The 17,613-nt window shown below is 66.4% G+C and carries 23 protein-coding genes; 7 read left to right on the top strand and 16 right to left on the bottom strand.

Annotated elements, in window-relative coordinates; translation table 11 throughout:
• Nucleotides 1-90 precede the first annotated feature (90 nt).
• The 8 genes from RBB34_RS00485 to hisB all read right to left on the bottom strand — a co-directional run bounded on the left by RBB34_RS00485 (nt 91) and on the right by hisB (nt 5,373).
• The gene (locus tag RBB34_RS00485) at nt 91-411 is read right to left on the bottom strand and encodes a phosphoribosyl-ATP diphosphatase (RefSeq protein ID WP_306117217.1); all 321 of its coding nucleotides are present in this window, start codon (nt 409-411) and stop codon (nt 91-93) included.
• 6 nt (nt 412-417) lie between these two features.
• Entirely contained in the window at nt 418-1,203 is a 786-nt protein-coding gene (gene hisF / locus RBB34_RS00480) for an imidazole glycerol phosphate synthase subunit HisF (RefSeq protein ID WP_306117216.1), read from the bottom strand.
• Nucleotides 1,200-1,766, bottom strand: a complete 567-nt coding sequence (locus RBB34_RS00475; RefSeq protein WP_306117215.1) for a Uma2 family endonuclease — start codon at nt 1,764-1,766, stop codon at nt 1,200-1,202. The genes hisF and RBB34_RS00475 overlap by 4 nt, the downstream gene beginning before the upstream one ends.
• On the bottom strand, nt 1,763-2,332 hold the full coding sequence (locus RBB34_RS00470) for a Uma2 family endonuclease (protein ID WP_306117214.1): 570 nt from the start codon (nt 2,330-2,332) through the stop codon (nt 1,763-1,765). The genes RBB34_RS00475 and RBB34_RS00470 overlap by 4 nt, the downstream gene beginning before the upstream one ends.
• A gap of 27 nt (nt 2,333-2,359) precedes the next feature.
• The gene (gene hisA / locus RBB34_RS00465) at nt 2,360-3,124 is read right to left on the bottom strand and encodes a 1-(5-phosphoribosyl)-5-[(5-phosphoribosylamino)methylideneamino]imidazole-4-carboxamide isomerase (protein ID WP_306117213.1); all 765 of its coding nucleotides are present in this window, start codon (nt 3,122-3,124) and stop codon (nt 2,360-2,362) included.
• A 531-nt stretch (nt 3,125-3,655) separates the two neighbouring features.
• The gene (gene hisH / locus RBB34_RS00460) at nt 3,656-4,306 is read right to left on the bottom strand and encodes an imidazole glycerol phosphate synthase subunit HisH (protein WP_306117212.1); all 651 of its coding nucleotides are present in this window, start codon (nt 4,304-4,306) and stop codon (nt 3,656-3,658) included.
• Nucleotides 4,306-4,770: a DUF2628 domain-containing protein gene (locus RBB34_RS00455; protein WP_306117211.1), complete on the bottom strand. Its 465-nt coding sequence runs from the start codon at nt 4,768-4,770 to the stop codon at nt 4,306-4,308. Before RBB34_RS00455 ends, hisH begins: the two co-directional genes overlap by 1 nt.
• 3 nt (nt 4,771-4,773) lie before the next feature.
• On the bottom strand, nt 4,774-5,373 hold the full coding sequence (gene hisB / locus RBB34_RS00450; RefSeq protein ID WP_306117210.1) for an imidazoleglycerol-phosphate dehydratase HisB: 600 nt from the start codon (nt 5,371-5,373) through the stop codon (nt 4,774-4,776).
• A gap of 129 nt (nt 5,374-5,502) precedes the next feature.
• On the opposite strand from hisB, the gene hslV reads away from it, so the two are divergent.
• Genes hslV through hslU form a run of 4 tightly spaced genes read left to right on the top strand, consistent with a single transcriptional unit; the run spans nt 5,503 to nt 9,084 of the window.
• Nucleotides 5,503-6,066, top strand: coding sequence for an ATP-dependent protease subunit HslV (gene hslV / locus RBB34_RS00445; protein ID WP_306117209.1), 564 nt, complete (start codon nt 5,503-5,505; stop codon nt 6,064-6,066).
• Nucleotides 6,056-6,601: a GNAT family N-acetyltransferase gene (locus tag RBB34_RS00440; RefSeq protein WP_306117208.1), complete on the top strand. Its 546-nt coding sequence runs from the start codon at nt 6,056-6,058 to the stop codon at nt 6,599-6,601. Before hslV ends, RBB34_RS00440 begins: the two co-directional genes overlap by 11 nt.
• Nucleotides 6,602-7,762 carry a hypothetical protein gene (locus RBB34_RS00435; protein ID WP_306117207.1) on the top strand — a complete coding sequence of 387 codons (1,161 nt, stop codon included), beginning with the start codon at nt 6,602-6,604 and terminating at the stop codon, nt 7,760-7,762.
• A gap of 8 nt (nt 7,763-7,770) precedes the next feature.
• Entirely contained in the window at nt 7,771-9,084 is a 1,314-nt protein-coding gene (gene hslU, locus RBB34_RS00430) for an ATP-dependent protease ATPase subunit HslU (RefSeq protein WP_306117206.1), read from the top strand.
• 51 nt (nt 9,085-9,135) lie between these two features.
• On the opposite strand, the gene RBB34_RS00425 is transcribed toward hslU, so the two are convergent.
• From RBB34_RS00425 to RBB34_RS00410, 4 genes are read right to left on the bottom strand one after another with little or no spacing between them, the layout of a single operon-like run.
• Nucleotides 9,136-9,507, bottom strand: coding sequence for a helix-turn-helix domain-containing protein (locus RBB34_RS00425; RefSeq protein WP_306117205.1), 372 nt, complete (start codon nt 9,505-9,507; stop codon nt 9,136-9,138).
• The gene (locus RBB34_RS00420) at nt 9,504-10,142 is read right to left on the bottom strand and encodes a Smr/MutS family protein (RefSeq protein WP_306117204.1); all 639 of its coding nucleotides are present in this window, start codon (nt 10,140-10,142) and stop codon (nt 9,504-9,506) included. The genes RBB34_RS00425 and RBB34_RS00420 overlap by 4 nt, the downstream gene beginning before the upstream one ends.
• Entirely contained in the window at nt 10,139-11,236 is a 1,098-nt protein-coding gene (locus tag RBB34_RS00415) for an MltA domain-containing protein (protein WP_306117203.1), read from the bottom strand. The genes RBB34_RS00420 and RBB34_RS00415 overlap by 4 nt, the downstream gene beginning before the upstream one ends.
• A 27-nt stretch (nt 11,237-11,263) precedes the next feature.
• A complete protein-coding gene (locus RBB34_RS00410; protein ID WP_306117202.1) occupies nt 11,264-11,962 on the bottom strand; it encodes a Tim44/TimA family putative adaptor protein in 699 nt (232 codons plus the stop codon).
• A gap of 149 nt (nt 11,963-12,111) precedes the next feature.
• On the opposite strand from RBB34_RS00410, the gene RBB34_RS00405 reads away from it, so the two are divergent.
• On the top strand, nt 12,112-12,612 hold the full coding sequence (locus RBB34_RS00405; RefSeq protein ID WP_306117201.1) for an FxsA family protein: 501 nt from the start codon (nt 12,112-12,114) through the stop codon (nt 12,610-12,612).
• A gap of 102 nt (nt 12,613-12,714) precedes the next feature.
• Complete coding sequence (gene secB, locus RBB34_RS00400; RefSeq protein ID WP_306117200.1) at nt 12,715-13,245, top strand: protein-export chaperone SecB; 531 nt, start codon at nt 12,715-12,717, stop codon at nt 13,243-13,245.
• Between the two features lie 21 nt (nt 13,246-13,266).
• Here the strand turns inward: secB and dnaQ are convergent, their stop codons facing one another.
• From dnaQ to RBB34_RS00380, 4 genes are all read right to left on the bottom strand, one after another.
• Complete coding sequence (dnaQ, locus tag RBB34_RS00395; protein WP_306117199.1) at nt 13,267-13,965, bottom strand: DNA polymerase III subunit epsilon; 699 nt, start codon at nt 13,963-13,965, stop codon at nt 13,267-13,269.
• Nucleotides 13,966-14,026: 61 nt separating this feature from the next.
• A complete protein-coding gene (coaE, locus tag RBB34_RS00390) occupies nt 14,027-14,644 on the bottom strand; it encodes a dephospho-CoA kinase (RefSeq protein WP_306117198.1) in 618 nt (205 codons plus the stop codon).
• Nucleotides 14,641-15,486: a shikimate dehydrogenase gene (locus RBB34_RS00385; protein ID WP_306117197.1), complete on the bottom strand. Its 846-nt coding sequence runs from the start codon at nt 15,484-15,486 to the stop codon at nt 14,641-14,643. The genes coaE and RBB34_RS00385 overlap by 4 nt, the downstream gene beginning before the upstream one ends.
• A complete protein-coding gene (locus tag RBB34_RS00380; protein WP_306117196.1) occupies nt 15,479-16,096 on the bottom strand; it encodes a Maf-like protein in 618 nt (205 codons plus the stop codon). The genes RBB34_RS00385 and RBB34_RS00380 overlap by 8 nt, the downstream gene beginning before the upstream one ends.
• Before the next feature lie 471 nt (nt 16,097-16,567).
• Between RBB34_RS00380 and hemE the strand changes: the two genes are divergently transcribed.
• Entirely contained in the window at nt 16,568-17,599 is a 1,032-nt protein-coding gene (gene hemE, locus RBB34_RS00375) for a uroporphyrinogen decarboxylase (protein ID WP_306117195.1), read from the top strand.
• Nucleotides 17,600-17,613 lie beyond the last annotated feature (14 nt).

The raw sequence follows: 17,613 nt of genomic DNA, 5'->3' as shown, positions 1-17,613 counted from the left end.
TCAAGGCTGTCCGGCTCCAATTCGGTCGTTGCGGCGTTGTCGGCTGTCCGGTCCATGGTCGATGCGATCGGTCGGCGGAACTGCCCCGCCTTATGCGGTGCGCGAGGCCTTTTCCGCAAGACCACTTTGGGCGGAGCGGCGTTCCAGTTCGGCCAGCACCTCGTCGAGCCCGACGCCGCGCAGCCGGCACACGACCAGCCAGTGGTAGAGAAGGTCGGCGCTCTCGGCGACGAGCGCCTGCCGATCCTCGCCAAGCGCGGCGATCACGGTCTCGATCGCCTCCTCGCCGAGTTTCCGGGTCGCCTTTTCCGGTCCGGCGGCGATCAGCCTGGCGGTCCAGGATTGGGCGGGGTCGGCGCTTGCGCGCTCGGCGATGGCCGCTTCGAGGTCATGCAGGGAAAACCGGGTCATGGCGCCTTATGCCGCCGGATCGAGCCGGACCGCAAGGCCGGCCCGCGCCATATGCGCCTTGGCCTGGGCGATGGTATGCGTGCCGAAATGGAAGATCGAGGCGGCAAGTACGCCGGTCGCATGACCGTCGCGCACCCCCTCGACGAGATGGTCGAGGGTGCCCACGCCGCCCGAGGCGATGACCGGCACGCGAACCGCATCGGCAACGGCGCGGGTGAGCGCGATGTCGAAACCGGCCTTGGTGCCGTCCCGGTCCATGGACGTCAGCAGAATCTCGCCGCCGCCCAGATCGACGACCTTCCTGGCGAACGCGACGGCATCGATGCCTGTCGGCGTACGGCCGCCATGGGTGAAGATCTCCCAGCGATCCGGCTCGCCCTCGGCGGACACCTTCTTGGCGTCGATGGCGACGACGATGCACTGATTGCCGAACTTGTCGGCCGCCTCGGCCACGAATTGCGGTGTCTTCACCGCCGCGGTGTTGATCGAGACCTTGTCGGCGCCGGCCAGAAGAAGCTTGCGGATGTCCTCGATGGTGCGCACACCGCCGCCGACCGTCAGCGGCATGAAACAGTGCTCGGCCGTGCGCGCGACGACATCGAAGATCGTCTCGCGGTCGTCCGACGAGGCGGTGATATCGAGAAAGCACAACTCGTCCGCGCCCGCCGCATCATAGGCGCGGGCCGCCTCGACCGGATCGCCGGCATCGATCAGATCGACGAAGTTGACGCCCTTGACGACGCGGCCGTCCTTGACGTCGAGGCAGGGAATGACGCGGGCCTTCATCGTCATGACGTCACATCCGCAATTCCCCTGTAGAGCGCGGCCAGGTCGAGGCCGATGCCCAGGCCGTCAAGTTCCACGGGCGTTTTCGGATCGTCGCAGATGACCGGGTCGCCGAACCGACCCTCGTCATCGCGCGCCCAAAGCCAGATGCGCGGGGTGTCCTGGGCGATCACCAGATAGTGTTTGAGCGAGGCAATGGCGAGATATTCGTCGGCCTTCGGCCCGAAGTCGTCGCGCATCGACGCCGGGGACAGGATCTCGGCGACAAGCAGGGGTTCGGCGGTCGCCAGCCCGGCGGCCTGCGAGGGACGGTGGACCATGACGTCGGGATAGCGGACGCTGTTGCCGGCCCGGACGCCGAAATCGGACGAGCCGACAATGTATTCGTCGAGCCCGATCTGGTCGACGATCTGTCGCTGCAGGCGTACCGCCAGCCAGTAGTGGCGTTCGGTGACGTTGATCATCATCTCCACCACCTTCCCCTGCACGAATTCGCGCCTGCCTTCGCGTTCGTGGTTCCAGCGCAGGAACTCGTCGGCATTGGTCGGATGTCGGAACTGAAGGTTCACCCTTGCGTCTCCGCTATGCCCTTGTAGAGCGCGGCGAGGTCGAGGCCGACGCCCAGGCCGTCGAGTTCCACGGGCGTTTTCGGATCGTCGCAGATGACCGGCTCGCCGAACCGACCCTCGTCATCGCGCGCCCAAAGCCAGATGCGCGGGGTGTCCTGGGCAATCACCAGATAGTGTTCGAGCGAGGCAATGGCGAGATATTCGTCGGCCTTCGGCCCGAAATCGTCGCGCATCGACGCCGGCGACAGGATCTCGGCGACAAGCAGGGGTTCGGCGGTGGCCAGCGCCTTGCCGTCGCCGCCAGCCGCCTCGACGATCACGTCGGGGAAGCGAATGCCGCTTGCCGTCCGAACGCCGAAGTCGGCCGAGCCGATCATGTACTGGTCGGTTCCAAGCTGGCTGGTCAGGGCAAAGAGCAGCCTGTTCGCCAGATTGGCGTGATTGCGCGTCACATTGATCATCAATTCGACCACCCTCCCGTGCACGAATTCACGCTTGCCCTCGCGCCCTTGGTTCCAGCGCAGGAATTCGTCGGGGGTCGTCGGCCATTTGTCCTGGATGTTCATGGCGCGATCATAGCACGGCGTGCGCGTTCACGTGAACAAGCCCTCGTCCGGCGGCAGGATGCCGTTGAGCACGCCCAGCGCGATCTGCGGGTCGATGCGCCCGTCATAGAGCGCACGGCCGGAAATGGCGCCCTCGAGCCGTTCGGCATCGGGCATGACCATGCGGACGACATCGGCGAGCGAGGCGAGCCCGCCCGATGCGATCACCGGGATCGAGACCGCATCGGCCAGATCGATGGTCGCATCCCAATTGATGCCCGACAGCACGCCGTCCCGGTCGATGTCGGTGAAGACGATGGCGGCCACACCCGCGCCCTCGAAACGCCGGGCCAACTCGATGGCGTCGAGCTCGGACGTGGCGGCCCAGCCCTCGACCGCAACCTTGCCGCCGCGCGCGTCGATGCCGACGGCGACCTTGCCGGGGAACGCCTTGCAGGCCTGCCGCACCAGGTCGGGATCGCGTACCGCCGCCGTGCCGAGGATCACGCGCGCCAGGCCCTTGTCGAGCCAGCCCTCGATATCGGCCATGGTGCGGTTGCCGCCGCCAAGCTGGACCGGGTTTTTCGTCGCCTTCAGGATCGCATCGACCGCAGCGCCATTGACGCTTTCACCCTCGAAAGCGCCGTTGAGGTCGACCACGTGCAGCCATCCGAAGCCTTCGTCCTCGAAGGTCTTCGCCTGCGCGGCCGGGTCCTCGTTGTAGATCGTGGCCTGCTCCATGTCGCCGAGCTTGAGCCGGACGCATTGGCCATCCTTGAGATCGATGGCGGGGAAGAGAATTTTCGGCTTCATGGGGCGCCGTTAACACTAGATTTAGTGTTTGAACAAAATGGAAACACTGTATATGTGTTCATGAGGCGCTTGCACAACCTAAACGAGTCGCCTTCTATGAAAATGAGAAAGCCGGGATGGACCCCCGGCCTTCTCTCGCTGAACACGGGCCCAGCGAGCCTCCTAGAAATGGCTTGCGCATCCCTGCATGTTCGCAGGCGAAGCGCAAGTCCCCAAAAAGGCAAATCGGCCCGCTAGGCAGAAAGGAATTGCTATGCCTAACGGTAAACTGACGAAATCTGAGGCCATCAAGACGTGGGTACTACGTGCGGTTGGCTGGAAAGTGCGCGATATCCAGAGTCGCTTCGACGTTGATCCTCGCCGACTGTACGACGTTTGGGAAGAACGGACCCATAAGGGCAGCCGCACTCTAGCAATTCGCTTGTTCGAAAAGCTGTTCCCGAATGAAGAATCGGCCGGGCGATTTGATGTTCATCGACGTCGTTTTGAACGCAAACAAAAGGGGTCCGAGAACCCGATGCTACCCGGACTTTAAGGCGCCCATTTGAGAAAATTGGCGATCAGGGCCAGGCCGAGGGTCTGGCTCTTTTCGGGGTGGAACTGCGTGCCCGCCATATTGTCCCGGACGACGATCGCGGTGACCGGTCCGCCATAGTCGCAGGTGGCAACGACGTCATCGGGGTCTTCGGCGGCCAGATGATAGGAATGGACGAAATAGGCGTGATATCCGTCGGGGCCGGTGCGGATACCGTCCAGCAGAGTGTGGGGCCGCCTGACATCGAGCGTATTCCAGCCAATCTGCGGGATGCGGAGCGCCGGGTCGGCCGGGGTCATCTCGACGACATCGCCGCCGACCCAGCCAAAACCCGGCGTGACCGTCTTTTCGAGCCCGCGCGTCGACATCAGCTGCATGCCGACGCAAATGCCCAGAAACGGCCGTCCCTTGTCGCGCACGGCGGTTTGCAGCGCCTCGACCATGCCCGGCACGGCATCGAGCCCGGCGCGGCAATCGGCATAGGCGCCGACACCGGGCAGCACGATCCGGTCGGCGGTCGCAACGCGACCGGCATCGGCGGTCACCTCGACGCTCGCCTCGATGCCGACCTCGCGCGCGGCGCGCTCGAACGCCTTGTGCGCCGAGCGCAGATTGCCCGAGCCGTAATCGATCAGGACAACGCGCATCAGCGGCTCGTCCCTTGCGGCGGTTCATAGAGGAATTCGGGCACGTCGCCTTCGGACGGACCGGGATTGCCATCGGACCGGTTGTCGCGACCGGAAAGGCCGAACCGCTCGGCAAAGCGCAGTTCGGCCTCGGCACGGTCGCTGGCCTCGATGATGTCGACGACAGCATAGCCCTGCCGGCGGGCCTTGGCGACGCGCCAGCCCTGGGCCTCGAGCCCGACAAGGATGGCCAGGACGATCGACGCCGCCAGCACGAAACCCCCAAGTTGCGGGTCGCTCGAAAAAAAGCCCAGCGCCAGGCTCGCAGCGATCAGCAGCAAGGAGGCGATCCACAGCCGGTGCCACAACAGCCACAGCAGCGGAAAGGCGAGCGCCAGAAGGGACCCGCCATCGCGGATGGCGATCACCGCCGGCCGGCTGCGCGGCTGGGTCCGCTCGTCGCGCATGATCACGTAGCGCGCCATCGCCTATCCGCCCAGCGAGCCCTTGGTGGAGGGAATGGCGTCGGCGCGGCGCGGGTCGATCTCGACGGCGGTCCGCAACACCCGCGCCACCGCCTTGAAGCAAGTCTCGGCGATGTGGTGGCTGTTGGCGGCATAAAGATTCTCGACATGCAGCGTGATGCCGGCGTGCTGGGCGAATGCCTGGAAGAACTCGCGGACCAGTTCGGTGTCGAAGCCGCCGATCTTCGGCGCGGTGAAGGCCACCCGCCAGACCAGGAACGGCCGCCCCGAGACATCGACGGCGGCGCGGGTGAGCGCCTCGTCCATGGCCAGATCGAGGCTGGCGTAGCGGGTGACGCCACGCCGGTCGCCGAGCGCGCCGGCGATCGCCTTGCCCAGCACGATGCCGGTGTCCTCGACGGTGTGATGGTCGTCGATATGGGTGTCGCCATTGGCGCGAACGGTGATGTCGATCAGCGAATGGCGGGCCAACTGGTCGAGCATGTGGTCGAAAAAGCCGATGCCGGTGACGATGTCGCCCTGCCCGGTGCCGTCGAGATTGACGGTAGCGGCGATATCGGTCTCGTTGGTCTTGCGGTTGATCGTGGCGCTGCGCGCGGTCATGGCCTTGTCCCGGTTCGTGCGGTCGGGTCTTATCAAGTGGTTCCGGCAAAGACCAGCGGCAAGGCGGCCGGTTTGCACCGCCGGCCGACGCACCTACATAGGGCGCGACCAATGACGGGAATGATTCAAATGAGCCAGACCAACGCACTGCCTTCCATGCATGCAACGACCATCGTCACCGTGCGCAAGGGCGGCACGGTGGTGATCGCCGGCGACGGTCAGGTGACCATGGGCCAGGCCACGGTGATGAAGGGCAATGCGCGCAAGGTCCGCCGCATCGGCAAGCAGGGCGAGGTGATCGCCGGGTTCGCGGGCGCGACGGCCGACGCGTTCACCCTGCTCGAACGCCTCGAAAAGAAGCTCGAGCAATATCCGAACCAGCTCATGCGCGCCTGCGTCGAACTGGCCAAGGACTGGCGCACCGACAAGTATCTGCGCAATCTCGAAGCGCTGATGCTGGTCGCCAACAAGGAAGTCACGCTGTGCGTGACCGGCAATGGCGACGTGCTCGAACCCGAACAGGGCATCATGGCGATCGGCTCGGGCGGCAATTACGCGCTTGCCGCGGCGCGGGCGCTCGCCGACAGCGACCTGGATGCCGAGGCCATCGCGCGCAAGGCCATGGCGATCGCGGCCGACATTTGTGTCTACACCAATGACAATGTGATCCTGGAAACGCTCGATGAAGGCTGAGCCGGGCGCAGTCACCTTCAGGCCCGTCACCGAAGCCGACCTTGCGATACTCGCCCAGTGGCTGGCGCGGGAACATGTGCGGCAATGGTGGGGCGATGTCGATACCCAGATCGGACGCCTCCGCGCGAAGCTGGATGGCCAGGATTCCACCCGGCCCTTCATCTTCGAGCTGGAGGGCGTACCGGCAGGCTACGTCCAGTATTCGTTCTTCGACGACAACAAGACGCCCGCCCAGCTCGCCGAAACCCCATGGCTGGACCTGCTGCCCAACGGCGCCGTGGGCATTGACCTGTTCATCGCCGAAGCCGGTTCGCTGTCGAAAGGCCTCGGATCGGCCGTGGTGCGCCTGATGGCCGAAATGCTTTGGCAGAAGGGCTATCGCCTGATCCTGATCGACCCCGACGCGACCAACACGCGCGCCGTCAGGGCCTATGAAAAGGCCGGGTTCCATGCGGTCGATGAACTGCGAGGCAAGACGGACAATTACCTGATCATGCGGTTTGATCCCGCAATCATCCGGCAAAGGGGAAGCTGAATGCTGTCGCGGGCGCAACTGGACGACGCCGTCGCCCGTCAGATCATCGATGCGGGCCAGCGCGACCGGCTGATGGCGCTCGCCGAAGGCACGCTCGATGCCGAAACGGTCCGGTCGACCGTCAACGCCAGCATCGACGAGAACATGCGCCTGATCGGCGGCGGCAACGACGTTTTCGTGACCATCGGCATCGTCATGCTCGGTGCGGGGCTCTTCGCCGCCGCGAGCACCGTGCTCGGCGTCGGCCAGGCGAGCGTGTTCGCATTGATGGCGGTGTTCGCCTGGGCCGTCGCCGAGTTCGTCACGCGCCAGCACCGCATGCGCCTGTCCTCGACCGTTCTGGGCCTTGGCTTCGTCGCCGCCTCAGGCGAGCTGACCTGGCTGCTCGTCTCCTCGCAGTTCGACCTCGCCGTGCCGGACAATCCGCTGCAGCTCGCCGCCATGCGGCCGCAGCTCGGCATGGCCGGCACGGTCTTTCTTGGCGGCATCGCGCTGTCGGCCGTGCTCTATTTCTGGCGCTTCAGGGTGCCGATCATGGCCGGCGTGATCGCGCTCGGCCTGACCGCCCTGGCCTTCTTCTACGTTGCGCTGTTCCTTTATGACGGGGTCACCGAGGGCCGGCTGACCATGCCCGCCCTCGAGGAACTGCCCGAACTGTTGCGCAGCGCGCTCTACATGCCGCTCGTGTCCGGTCTGATCATCTTCGCGGTCGGGGTGATGTTCGACCTGCGCGACCGCGAGCGCGTGACGATCTGGTCGGACTGCGCCTTCTGGCTGCACGTCATCTCGGCGCCGCTGCTGGTCCATCCGCTGTTCATCATGGCGACGGGCCAGGATGTCGTCTTCGGCGAGATCGAGCCGGGCACCAGTGCGATGATCCTGCTGGCGGTGCTGATCACGGGTTTCGTCTATGTCGCGCTGGCCATCGACCGGCGCTCGCTGCTGATCCCCACGCTTGCCTATTTCGGCTCGCTCGGCATCTACTATCTCATCAATTCGACCGCCAACCAGACGGGCATTCCGCCCTTCGCGCTGATCCTGCTGGTGGTCGGCGCGCTGATCATCGTGTTCGGCGCCGGCTGGCAGCGCATCCGCAACTTGATCGTGCGGCCCACCCTCCCCACATCGGTGCTCGACAGATTGCCCCCGATCAAAGTGTGACTGCGCGTATGACCCATTTCTCTCCCCGGGAAACCGTCTCGGAACTCGACCGCCACATCATCGGCCAGAAGGACGCCAAGCGGGCCGTGGCCATCGCGCTGCGCAATCGCTGGCGGCGCCAGCAGCTCGACGATGCGCTGCGCGACGAGGTGATGCCCAAGAACATCCTGATGATCGGACCGACCGGCGTCGGCAAGACCGAAATCTCGCGACGTCTGGCCAAGCTCGCCGGGGCGCCCTTCATCAAGGTCGAGGCGACCAAGTTCACCGAGGTCGGCTATGTCGGCCGCGACGTCGAGCAGATCGTGCGCGATCTGGTCGAGATCGGCATCTCGCTGGTGCGCGACAAGAAGCGCGAACAGGTCAAGGCCAAGGCGCGGATCAACGCCGAGGAGCGCGTGCTCGACGCGCTGGTCGGCAAGAATGCGAGCCCCGCCACGCGCGATTCGTTCCGCAAGAAGCTGCGCGAGGGCAGCCTCGACGACAAGGAAATCGAGATCGAGGTCGCCGATACCGGCCAGGGCGGCATGCCCGGCTTCGAGATCCCGGGCATGCCCGGCGCCAATGTCGGCATGATCAATCTGGGCGACCTGATGGGCAAGGCGTTCGGCCAGCAGCGCACAAAGCAGGTCAAGACCACGGTGCGCGAGAGCCACGATCTGCTGGTCGCCGACGAGTCCGACAAGCTGCTCGACGAGGACCAGCTCGTTCACGACGCGCTCCGGCTGGTGGAGAACGACGGCATCGTGTTCCTCGACGAGATCGACAAGATCGCCGTCGGCGAAGGCCGGCTGGGCGGCTCGGTCAGCCGCGAGGGCGTGCAGCGCGACCTTCTGCCGCTGGTCGAGGGGACGACGGTGGCCACCAAATACGGCCCGCTCAAGACCGACCACATCCTGTTCATCGCCTCGGGCGCCTTCCATGTTTCCAAGCCCTCGGACCTTCTGCCCGAACTGCAGGGCCGTCTGCCGATCCGCGTCGAGCTGCGGGCGCTGGAACGCGACGACTTCCGCCGTATCCTGACCGAGACCGAAGCGAGCCTGATCAAGCAATATGTGGCGCTGATGGCGACCGAGGAAGTGGCGCTCGAATTCACCGACGATGCCATCGACGCGCTGGCCGACATCGCCGTCGAACTCAACGCATCGGTCGAGAACATCGGAGCCCGGCGCCTGCAGACGGTGATGGAGCGCGTGCTCGACGACATCTCCTACACCGCGCCCGACAAGCCGGGCGAGACGGTCACCATCGACGCCGACTATGTGCGCAAGAATGTCGGCGAACTGGCCAAGAACACCGACCTTTCGCGGTATATTCTTTAGACTGCAGGATGCTCGCTCGCTCCTCAGGATGAGGCGAGAGCACGGTCCCGGTCACCGCCCGGCGTGCCTAATCGCCGCGTCGAGCCGAAGCCGCAGATCCTCGAGCGTCTCGTCGCCAAGAACCTCGATTCCGGCCGCCAGAAGATTGGCCAGTTCCGTCGCCTTGGGCGACAGGTTCGAGGTGTCGATCGTCACCTTCGGCGCCGATTGCAGGGCGAGGCGCTGCAAATCGTCGGCTTCGTCCCAGATGATGTTGAGGCAGGCGACGATCTGCTGGACGAGGATCCAGCGCGGCGTGCCGCGCTTGCCGTGTTCGAGCGCCGAAAGATAGGCGGCCGACACGCCGATCGCCTCGGCCATCTGCTTTTGCGTCATGCCCCGTTCGGCGCGCAGTTCGCGCAGGCGCTGGCCGAACGGCGTCATCGCCGCGCGGACCGGCGGTGATCGCCCGGCCGGCGCAGGCGGACATAGAACGCGCCCTCGCCGCCATGGCCGCGCGCCGCCTGGCGGACGCCGCTGACGAGCGAGGCGAAGGGTTCGGCGGCAAGCCAGATCGGCAGCATGCGGCGCAACACGCCCTCGCTGTGCGGCGAGCGTCCCTTGCCAGTCACCACGAGCACGTGCCGGCAATCGCGCGCCCGCGCCTGAACCAGAAAGCGGTGCAGATGGGTGTGGGCCTCGTCCTGCGTCAGGTGATGCAGGTCGATGGAGGCATCGATGGGCATGCGACCGCGCGCCAGCTTGCGATAGACCGGCTGCTCGAGCGGGCCGGGTCCGGACGGCCTGTGGCCCGGTCGGGGTTCGGGCCGGGCCGGCGCCGCGCCAGTGCGCGGCAGGGCGGCGCGACGGGTTTCGCCGGAGGGGCGCGAGACGGGCCTGTCCGTCGGCGGTTGGTCGTCGAAGGCCTCAGCCACCCATTCGGCCCAGACCTCCTGCTGGGCGGCGCGATGGCGCGCCCGGTCGAGCGGATTGACGGTGCGCGCCACGCGGTTCCACAGGATCCGGTCTTCCAGCGACAGCGGATGGTTCGGCTTGTGGTCGGCCCGGCGCTTGCTCATGCGTCGAGCTCCCCGGGAAGACGTTCGGCCAGCGCGCGCGGCACGAGCACGGTGAAGTCGCAGGCCGAACGCACGCCGCCGGCGGCCTCTCCGGCCGTCTCGCCGGTGCCGAAGAAGATGTCGCCGCGCGCCGGGCCGACAATCGCCGAGCCGGTTTCCTGGGCGATCATCAGGCGCCGAACCGGCTTGCCGGCGACGGCGTCGGCATGGACATGGATCGGCGTGCCGAAGGTGTGGATGAGCCGGTCGACGGCGAGCGAGCGATGCGCGGTGAGCGGGATCTTCGCGGCGGCGACCGGCCCGTCCCGCGGGTCGCCCGGCGGCATGGCCTTGAAGAAGATGTAGGACCGGTTTTCCCGCATGAGCGCGGCTGCCCGGTCCCGATGGCCGGTCAGCCAGGCCCGGATGGTCTGCATCGAGACCGTTTCGGCGTCGATCTCGCCGCGCTCGACCAGAAGCCGGCCGATCGCGGTGAAGGGATGGCCGGTCTTGCCGTCATAGCTCACGCGCATGACCGAGCCGTCGTCCATGGCGAGCCGGGCGGCGCCCTGGACGTGCACGAAGAAGGCGTCGACCGGATCGGCCAGCCAGGCGATTTCGAGCCCCTGCCCGGCGAGCGCGCCCGCCTCGATGGCGGCACGGTCGGGATATTCGGCCAGCCGGCCATCGGGCAGGCGGCGGGCGAACCGAAAGCCGGCATCGAGTTCGGGCGGTCGGCCGGCCTTGTCGACGGCGACCAGATCCGGCGGCCGGCGCAGGAGCGGCGTCGCGAAGGGCGGCTTGCGGTCGCGGCTCGCCGGCAGGACCGGTTCGAAAAAGCCGGTCACGAGACCGCGCGCACCGTTGCGGGCGTGAAGGCGAAACGGCGCGAAATGGGCCTCGAAAAAGGCGCGGGGAGAGAGGCGGGCCCTGCGATCGCCCGCCTTGCGGGCGAGATCGATCAGGGGATCGGGCGCAATGCCCAGCCGGCCGGTGCGATAGCGCTCGGCGGCCGGCTTTTCGCCATGGCGACGAAAGGTCGCGAGCGCCGCGCCGTGGTCGTCCTCGCGCCAGCCCGGCAGTTCCGCGAAGTCCGTCGGGCGAAGCTGCCACATGGTCCGGCGGCCTCCCGCGCCCGCGCCTCAGTCGTCGGCTTCGGTCGCTTCCAGCTTCCAGTTCGGATCGCGGTCGCGCACGTCGCGCACGAAGGTCCAGACATCCTGCACTTCGGCCACGGCATCGGGATCGCCCTCGACGATCTCGCCGTCGGCGCCGCGGGTCGCCGAGACGAGCTGGCTGACCACCGAAACGGTCACCAGCGCTTCGTGCTCGCGCATCTGGGCAGCGCTGATGGAAATGGAGTCGATGCCGACGAAATTGGTCTGGACCGTCTCGCCGCGCGCCTCGCGCTCGTCGAGCGCGGCCTCGAAGCCTTCATAGACATCCTTGGTCAGAAGGTTGCGGAGCGTCTTACGGTCGCCGTCGGCGAAGGCCATCACGATCATCTCGTAGGCCATCTTGGCGCCAGCCAGAAACTCCTGAGGGTCGAAGTCGGGCGCGGCATCGCGAATGGCGCGCAGGCCGGCGTTCAGTTCGGTGCCGGGCTTGGCGACCTTGTCGATATCGGAATAGGGATCGGATTTCTCGCCGCGTCCGGGCAGCGTGATGACATTGTCCGCTTCGCCGGCATCGTCATTGCCCACATCCTTGCCCGATCGCGCATAGGGGTCGAAAGGCGGTCGCTCATGGCCGGTGCGCCGGCCAAGGACATTGCGCAACTGCAGGAAGACAAACACCGCCGCGACCACGAAGATGAGGGTGACTATGTTGGAGGTGTCCATCGATACGTCCGCTACTGGTGTTTGCTGCGTTTGGCGCGCTCCTTATGATATAGAACGCGCGGCGTCATCATTCAAACCGGGTGCCACAGTACCTAGATGATGGAAAACAACGTCGCCAATGCGCCGACGATCCAGATTTCCGGAGTTGCATGCCGTTTTCCCTCATTCCCTTCGCGCTTCTGGTGATCCCGCTGATGGAGATCGCCGTGTTCGTTGTCGTCGGCGGACAGATCGGCGTGCTCGCAACGCTGGCTCTGGTGGTGGTGACGGCCATCGGCGGGTCGATCCTGCTGCGCATTCAGGGCTTCGGCCTGGTCAACCGCATCCAGGCGGACATGAATGCCGGCCGCGTGCCGGCGCGCGAACTGGTTCATGGCGTGATGATCCTGGTGGCGGGCGTGCTGCTGCTGACGCCGGGCTTCGTGACCGACGCGGCGGGCTTTGCGCTGTTCGTGCCGTTCATCCGCGACACCGTCTGGGGCTTCGCGCGCAGCCGCATCAGGGTGGTCACGCCGCACGACACCGGCACGCCGCGCGGCAGCGACCGGGGCGATGGCGGGCCGACCATCGATCTGTCCGAGGACGACTACGCGCGTGATCCGGACCCCGATTCGCCCTGGGGCGAAGACGAGCCGCCGGCCAGGCGCTGAGCCGGGCCAGTGCTTGTCAGGCCTCATGCACCATGCTAGGCGACCGCAACCGGCGCGGCAGGCGCATCATTGTTTCCAATTCCCAATCAGCAGGCGATTTCGATGGCGAAGGACACGCAGACCAAACCCGAGGGCGAAAACGGCGCGACCGCCAGCGGCAATGGCAACGGCCAGGCGCCGCGGCTCAGCGTGCTGACGCAGTATGTCAAGGATCTTTCCTTCGAAAGCCCGGGCGCGCCGATGTCGCTGCGTCCGCGCGAAAAGGCGCCGGCGATCAACATCAATGTCAATGTGAACGCCAACGCCATCGCCGACAATGACTATGACGTGGTGCTGACGCTGAACGCCACCGCCAAGGACGGCGAGAAGGTGCTGTTCAATGTCGAACTCGTCTATGGCGGCGTGTTCCGCATCGAGGGCTTTCCCAGGGAGCAGACGCTGCCGGTGGTGTTCGTCGAATGCCCGCGCATGCTGTTCCCCTTCGCCCGCCAGATCGTGGCCGAATGCACGCGCAATGGCGGCTTCCCGCCGCTGATGATCGACCCGATCGACTTCTTGAAGATGTTCCAGAAGCGCATGGCCGAGGAACAGGCCAAGCAGAAGGTTCAGCAGCAGCAGCCGGCCACGAACTGAGCCGGAAGGCCGATCCGGCCGTCAACCCAGCTTTCGCCACAGCGCGTCCTCGCCCAGAAGCTCGACCATGCGGGCATGGGCGGCCGCCTCTTCTTCGCTGAGGCGCGGGGCGAGCGGGCTCGGCCGTTCGCCATGGCATGCGCGGCTGCGCACACCCGCGCCTTCGGCCTGATAGTCGCCATCGGCGATGTCGAATCCCAGCGCCGCCTGCTTGCCGCCGACCAGTTCGATATAGACCTCGGCCAGAAGCTCACAGTCGAGCAGGGCACCGTGCTTGGTGCGCCGCGAATTGTCGACGCCGTAGCGCTGGCACAGCGCGTCGAGCGAATTGGGACCCATCGGATGGCGGCGGCGCGCCAGCGCCAGGCTGTCGACGACGCGCTCGGCCTCGATTTGCGGGAAACCGATGCGGTCGAACTCGGCGTTGAAGAAGCCGACGTCGAAGTTCGCGTTGTGCGCGATCAGCCGGGCGCCTGCGGTGAACTCCAGCCATGCATCGACCACTTCGGCAAAGCGTGGCTTGTCGCGCAGCATGTCGTCGCCGATGCCGTGCACGGCGAGCGCGTCGGGATGCACCGGTCGGCCGTCGGGATTGATGAAGACATGATAATGGCGGCCGGTCAGGAACCGGTTGTCGAGTTCGACGGCGCCGATCTCGATGATGCGGTCGGCGGACGGGTCGAGCCCGGTGGTCTCGGTGTCGAAGATGATCTCACGCATCGCGTTCCGATTCATACGCGATCGGGGCGCGCGCTCAAGGGGACAGCAGGCCTGTCCAAGCCTATTGGCGGATCGTCGCCGCCTCGGCCTGGCGGGCTTCGGCGTTCAGCACGGCGATCAGGTCGCGCACCTTGGCGCGGGCATTGTCAAGGCCAAGCGAGGTGTCGATGAGAAAGTCGGCACGGCGGCGCTTTTCGGCATCGGGAACCTGACGGGCGAGGATCGCGTCGAACTTGTCGCCGGTCATGGACGGCCGGCCCAGCACGCGCTCGCGCTGCACCTCGGCCGGCGCTGTGACCACCAGGATGCGGTCGACGCGATCCTCGGCGCCGACCTCGAACAGAAGCGGGATATCGAGAACCACGAGCGGGACGCCCCGCGCCGATGCCTCGGCCAGGAAACGGTCCTCGGCCTGGCGCACAAGCGGGTGGACGATCGCTTCGAGCCTTGCCATCGCCTCGGGGTCGTCGAGCACGCGCGCACCGAGCCTTTCGCGATCGACCACGCCGTTTTGCGTGGTGCCGGGAAAGGCGGCTTCGATCAGCGGGGCGGCCTCGCCGCGATACAGTTCATGCACGGCGCCATCGGCATCGTGCACCGGCACGCCGGCGTCGGCGAACATGGCCGCCGTGGTGGACTTGCCCATGCCGATCGACCCTGTGAGTCCCAGCCGGATCATGCCAGGCCCGCCCTTGCGAGGTCGGCGACGATATGGGCGCGCAGCGCCGCATCGACCTTCGGGCGTTCGCCGAACCAGCGCTGAAAGCCCGGCACCGCCTGATGCAGGAGCATGCCAAGGCCATCGACGGCGGTCAGCCCTCGTTCGCGGGCGGCCTCGAGGATCGGGGTATGAAGCGGCGCATAGACGATGTCGACGACAATGGCGTCATCGCGGGCGCGGGCCAGATCGAGCGTCAGGGGCGGCTGCCCCTTCATGCCCAGCGAAGTGGTGTTGACGATGAGATCGGCATGCGGGGCAAGGCGATCGAGCGCCTCGAGCGATGCGGGGTGGACGCTGGCGCCGAAGCGGGCCGCCAGGTCACCGGCGCGGGCCAGGGTGCGGTTGGCCAGATCGACATGACGAAATCCGGCGCCGACAAGGGCGTGGATGACGGCGCGGCTGGCGCCGCCGGCGCCGATGACCAGCGCGCGCGCGCCGGCGCGCCAGTCCGGGGCGAAATCATCGAGATTGGCGGCAAATCCGTAGGCGTCGGTATTGCCGGCGCATGGCGCGCCATCCTCGAACCAGACCGTGTTGACCGCGCCGATGACCCGGGCCGCCTCATCGCGCCGATCGAGCGCGGCGAAGGCCGCCTCCTTGTGCGGGATCGTCACATTGCCGCCGGCCCAGCCCGCGTTCGCAAGCGAATCGAGGAAGGCACGGAAACCGGCGGGGGCGACATCGACCGCCTCGTAGCTGCCGGCAATGGCGAGCGCTCGAAGCCAGTAGCGATGGATCAGCGGCGAACGCGAATGGCCGATGGGATGGCCGACGACGAAGGCGCGCGGCGCCTCAGCCATCGATCGCCGCCATCGCCCGCAACTGCGCCAGAAGCGGCAGCAGCGGCAGGCCGATAATGGTGAAATGGTCGCCATCGACCCGTTCGAACAGCTGAATGCCCTCGCCCTCGATCCGGTAGGCGCCGACGCTGGCGAGCGCGGCCTCGCCGACCCGCGCAAGATGGCGGCCGACGAAGCCAGGCGACAATCGGCGCACATGCATGTGCGCGGTTGCGACATGGCGCCACAGCGTTTCGCCGTCGCGCGTGAGCGCCATCGCGCTGTGCAGGCTGTGGGTCTTGCCCGAAAAGGCCAGAAGGCGCCGCCGTGCTTCATCCATGTCGGCGGGCTTGTGCAGCAATCGCCCTTCAAAGGACAGGGTCTGGTCGGCGCCGAGCACCAGCCGGCCGGGATGGCGCGCGGCGACCTCGGCGGCCTTGGCTTCGGCCAGCACCGCGGCAATGTCGGCGGCATCGAGCCCGCCTTCGAGGAGCGGGGCTTCGACGGCGCGCTCGTCGATGCGGGCCGGCGCCGTGTCGATGACAAGGCCCGCATTGCGCAGGATCTCGGCGCGAAAGGCGCTGGCCGAGGCCAGGATGAGGATCGATGCGGGTTCGGATCGCTGTGTCATCGTGCCTGCCGTTTAGAACCCCCGGGCCCGTCAAGGCAAGCGATGCATTGGAACGCGGACGGACGGGGAATCGCCTGGCCGGTGTGGACAACGCAAAGCGCGGCGAACGGACATGCACAGGGGCGGCGAAAAGCGCCTTTTGCATCAACATGTGGAGGATGGGGGAGGCGAAAGGCGCGCCGGATGTGAATTGCGGGAATTGGGCGAAAACGCACGCCGTATCCGCGCGCGATCCAAAGACGGCGTTCGGGTGAGCGGCGCGCAAGGGCTTGAGAGCGTTACCGATTTGCTGCTATCCACAGATCGGTCGCTTCTTGCACAGCCAATGTGGCGGTCCGTAGGTCGTTTGGGATGGCGCGGGGCTTTGACGGGCGAAGGAAACAATTCCGGCTATTCACAGACTCATAGAAGAATCAAGAATCCCTAATCTCCATCATTTCTCTATAGAAGGCTGTGAAAGGACCGCTGCGCATGGCGATGGCGACGCGAAACATCCTGAAGGTCATGCAGGGCGAAACGGTGAACCCGCCCCCGATCTGGGTGATGCGGCAGGCCGGACGATACCTGCCCGAATACCGGCAGACCCGGGCCCAGGCGAAGAGCTTTCTCGATTTCTGCTATACGCCGGACCTTGCCGTTGAAGCGACGATGCAGCCGATCCGCCGCTACGGCTTTGACGCGGCGATCCTGTTTGCCGACATCCTCCTGATCCCCGATGCGCTGAAAAGGGACGTGACCTTCGTGCAGGGCGAGGGACCGCGCATGCGGCCGCTGGAGCCCGGAGAGGTCGACACGTTGAGTATCGCGACGGTGACCGATCATCTGGCGCCGGTCTTCGAGACGGTGCGGCGGCTGCGGGCCGATCTGCCCGAGGAGACGACGCTGCTCGGCTTTTGCGGTGCGCCGTGGACGGTTGCGACCTACATGATCGCCGGCCGCGGCACGGCCGATCAGGCGCCGGCGCGGATGATGCTCTATCGCGAGCCGGCCGAGCTCGACAGGCTGCTGGACCTGCTCGCCGAGGCATCGGCACGCTATCTCGTCGGCCAGCTCGATGCCGGTGCCGATGCCGTGAAGATCTTCGACAGCTGGGCGGCGGTGCTCGACGAAGCGGCATTCGAGCGCTGTTGCGTGCGTCCGGTCCGACGGATCATCGAGATGGTGCGCGCCGAACGGCCCGGCGCGAAGGTGATCGCCTTTCCGAAGGGCGCCGGTTACCAGTATCGCGGCTATCGCGAGAAGACGGGCGCCGACATGGTGGCGCTCGACTGGACGGTGCCGCTCGACATCGCCGCGGAGATGCAGAAGGAGGGGCCCGTGCAGGGCAATCTCGACCCGCTGCGCGTCGTGGCCGGGCGCGCGGCGATCAGGGAAGGGGTCGACCGGATCCTGGAAGCGCTGTCGGGTGGTCCGTTCGTGTTCAATCTGGGCCATGGCATCACGCCGCAGGCCGACCCGGACGACATGGCCTACCTTGTCGATTACGTGCGCGGGCAGGCATGATCCTTGCGTGAAGC

This window comes from Roseitalea sp. MMSF_3546 (genome assembly GCF_030732865.1).
In the GTDB taxonomy this organism is placed as follows: domain Bacteria; phylum Pseudomonadota; class Alphaproteobacteria; order Rhizobiales; family Rhizobiaceae; genus Roseitalea.
Note: the sequence above shows the minus strand (reverse complement) of the source record. Positions and strands in the feature narration are given on the sequence as shown.

Coding starts and splice junctions, on each gene's coding strand:
- RBB34_RS00420 (WP_306117204.1), bottom strand. CDS start 10,142: ATGAGCAAGCGCCGGGCCGACCACAAGCCGAACCATCCGCTGTCGCTG.
- RBB34_RS00470 (WP_306117214.1), bottom strand. CDS start 2,332: ATGAACATCCAGGACAAATGGCCGACGACCCCCGACGAATTCCTGCGC.
- hisH (WP_306117212.1), bottom strand. CDS start 4,306: ATGCGCGTTGTCCTGATCGATTACGGCTCGGGCAATCTGCGCTCGGCG.
- hslV (WP_306117209.1), top strand. CDS start 5,503: ATGAGCCAGACCAACGCACTGCCTTCCATGCATGCAACGACCATCGTC.
- RBB34_RS00485 (WP_306117217.1), bottom strand. CDS start 411: ATGACCCGGTTTTCCCTGCATGACCTCGAAGCGGCCATCGCCGAGCGC.
- hemE (WP_306117195.1), top strand. CDS start 16,568: ATGGCGATGGCGACGCGAAACATCCTGAAGGTCATGCAGGGCGAAACG.
- RBB34_RS00455 (WP_306117211.1), bottom strand. CDS start 4,770: ATGGCGCGCTACGTGATCATGCGCGACGAGCGGACCCAGCCGCGCAGC.
- RBB34_RS00415 (WP_306117203.1), bottom strand. CDS start 11,236: ATGTGGCAGCTTCGCCCGACGGACTTCGCGGAACTGCCGGGCTGGCGC.
- RBB34_RS00380 (WP_306117196.1), bottom strand. CDS start 16,096: ATGACACAGCGATCCGAACCCGCATCGATCCTCATCCTGGCCTCGGCC.
- hslU (WP_306117206.1), top strand. CDS start 7,771: ATGACCCATTTCTCTCCCCGGGAAACCGTCTCGGAACTCGACCGCCAC.
- RBB34_RS00435 (WP_306117207.1), top strand. CDS start 6,602: ATGCTGTCGCGGGCGCAACTGGACGACGCCGTCGCCCGTCAGATCATC.
- dnaQ (WP_306117199.1), bottom strand. CDS start 13,965: ATGCGTGAGATCATCTTCGACACCGAGACCACCGGGCTCGACCCGTCC.
- RBB34_RS00425 (WP_306117205.1), bottom strand. CDS start 9,507: ATGACGCCGTTCGGCCAGCGCCTGCGCGAACTGCGCGCCGAACGGGGC.
- RBB34_RS00410 (WP_306117202.1), bottom strand. CDS start 11,962: ATGGACACCTCCAACATAGTCACCCTCATCTTCGTGGTCGCGGCGGTG.
- secB (WP_306117200.1), top strand. CDS start 12,715: ATGGCGAAGGACACGCAGACCAAACCCGAGGGCGAAAACGGCGCGACC.
- coaE (WP_306117198.1), bottom strand. CDS start 14,644: ATGATCCGGCTGGGACTCACAGGGTCGATCGGCATGGGCAAGTCCACC.
- RBB34_RS00440 (WP_306117208.1), top strand. CDS start 6,056: ATGAAGGCTGAGCCGGGCGCAGTCACCTTCAGGCCCGTCACCGAAGCC.
- RBB34_RS00405 (WP_306117201.1), top strand. CDS start 12,112: ATGCCGTTTTCCCTCATTCCCTTCGCGCTTCTGGTGATCCCGCTGATG.
- hisB (WP_306117210.1), bottom strand. CDS start 5,373: ATGACCGCGCGCAGCGCCACGATCAACCGCAAGACCAACGAGACCGAT.
- RBB34_RS00385 (WP_306117197.1), bottom strand. CDS start 15,486: ATGGCTGAGGCGCCGCGCGCCTTCGTCGTCGGCCATCCCATCGGCCAT.
- hisF (WP_306117216.1), bottom strand. CDS start 1,203: ATGACGATGAAGGCCCGCGTCATTCCCTGCCTCGACGTCAAGGACGGC.
- hisA (WP_306117213.1), bottom strand. CDS start 3,124: ATGAAGCCGAAAATTCTCTTCCCCGCCATCGATCTCAAGGATGGCCAA.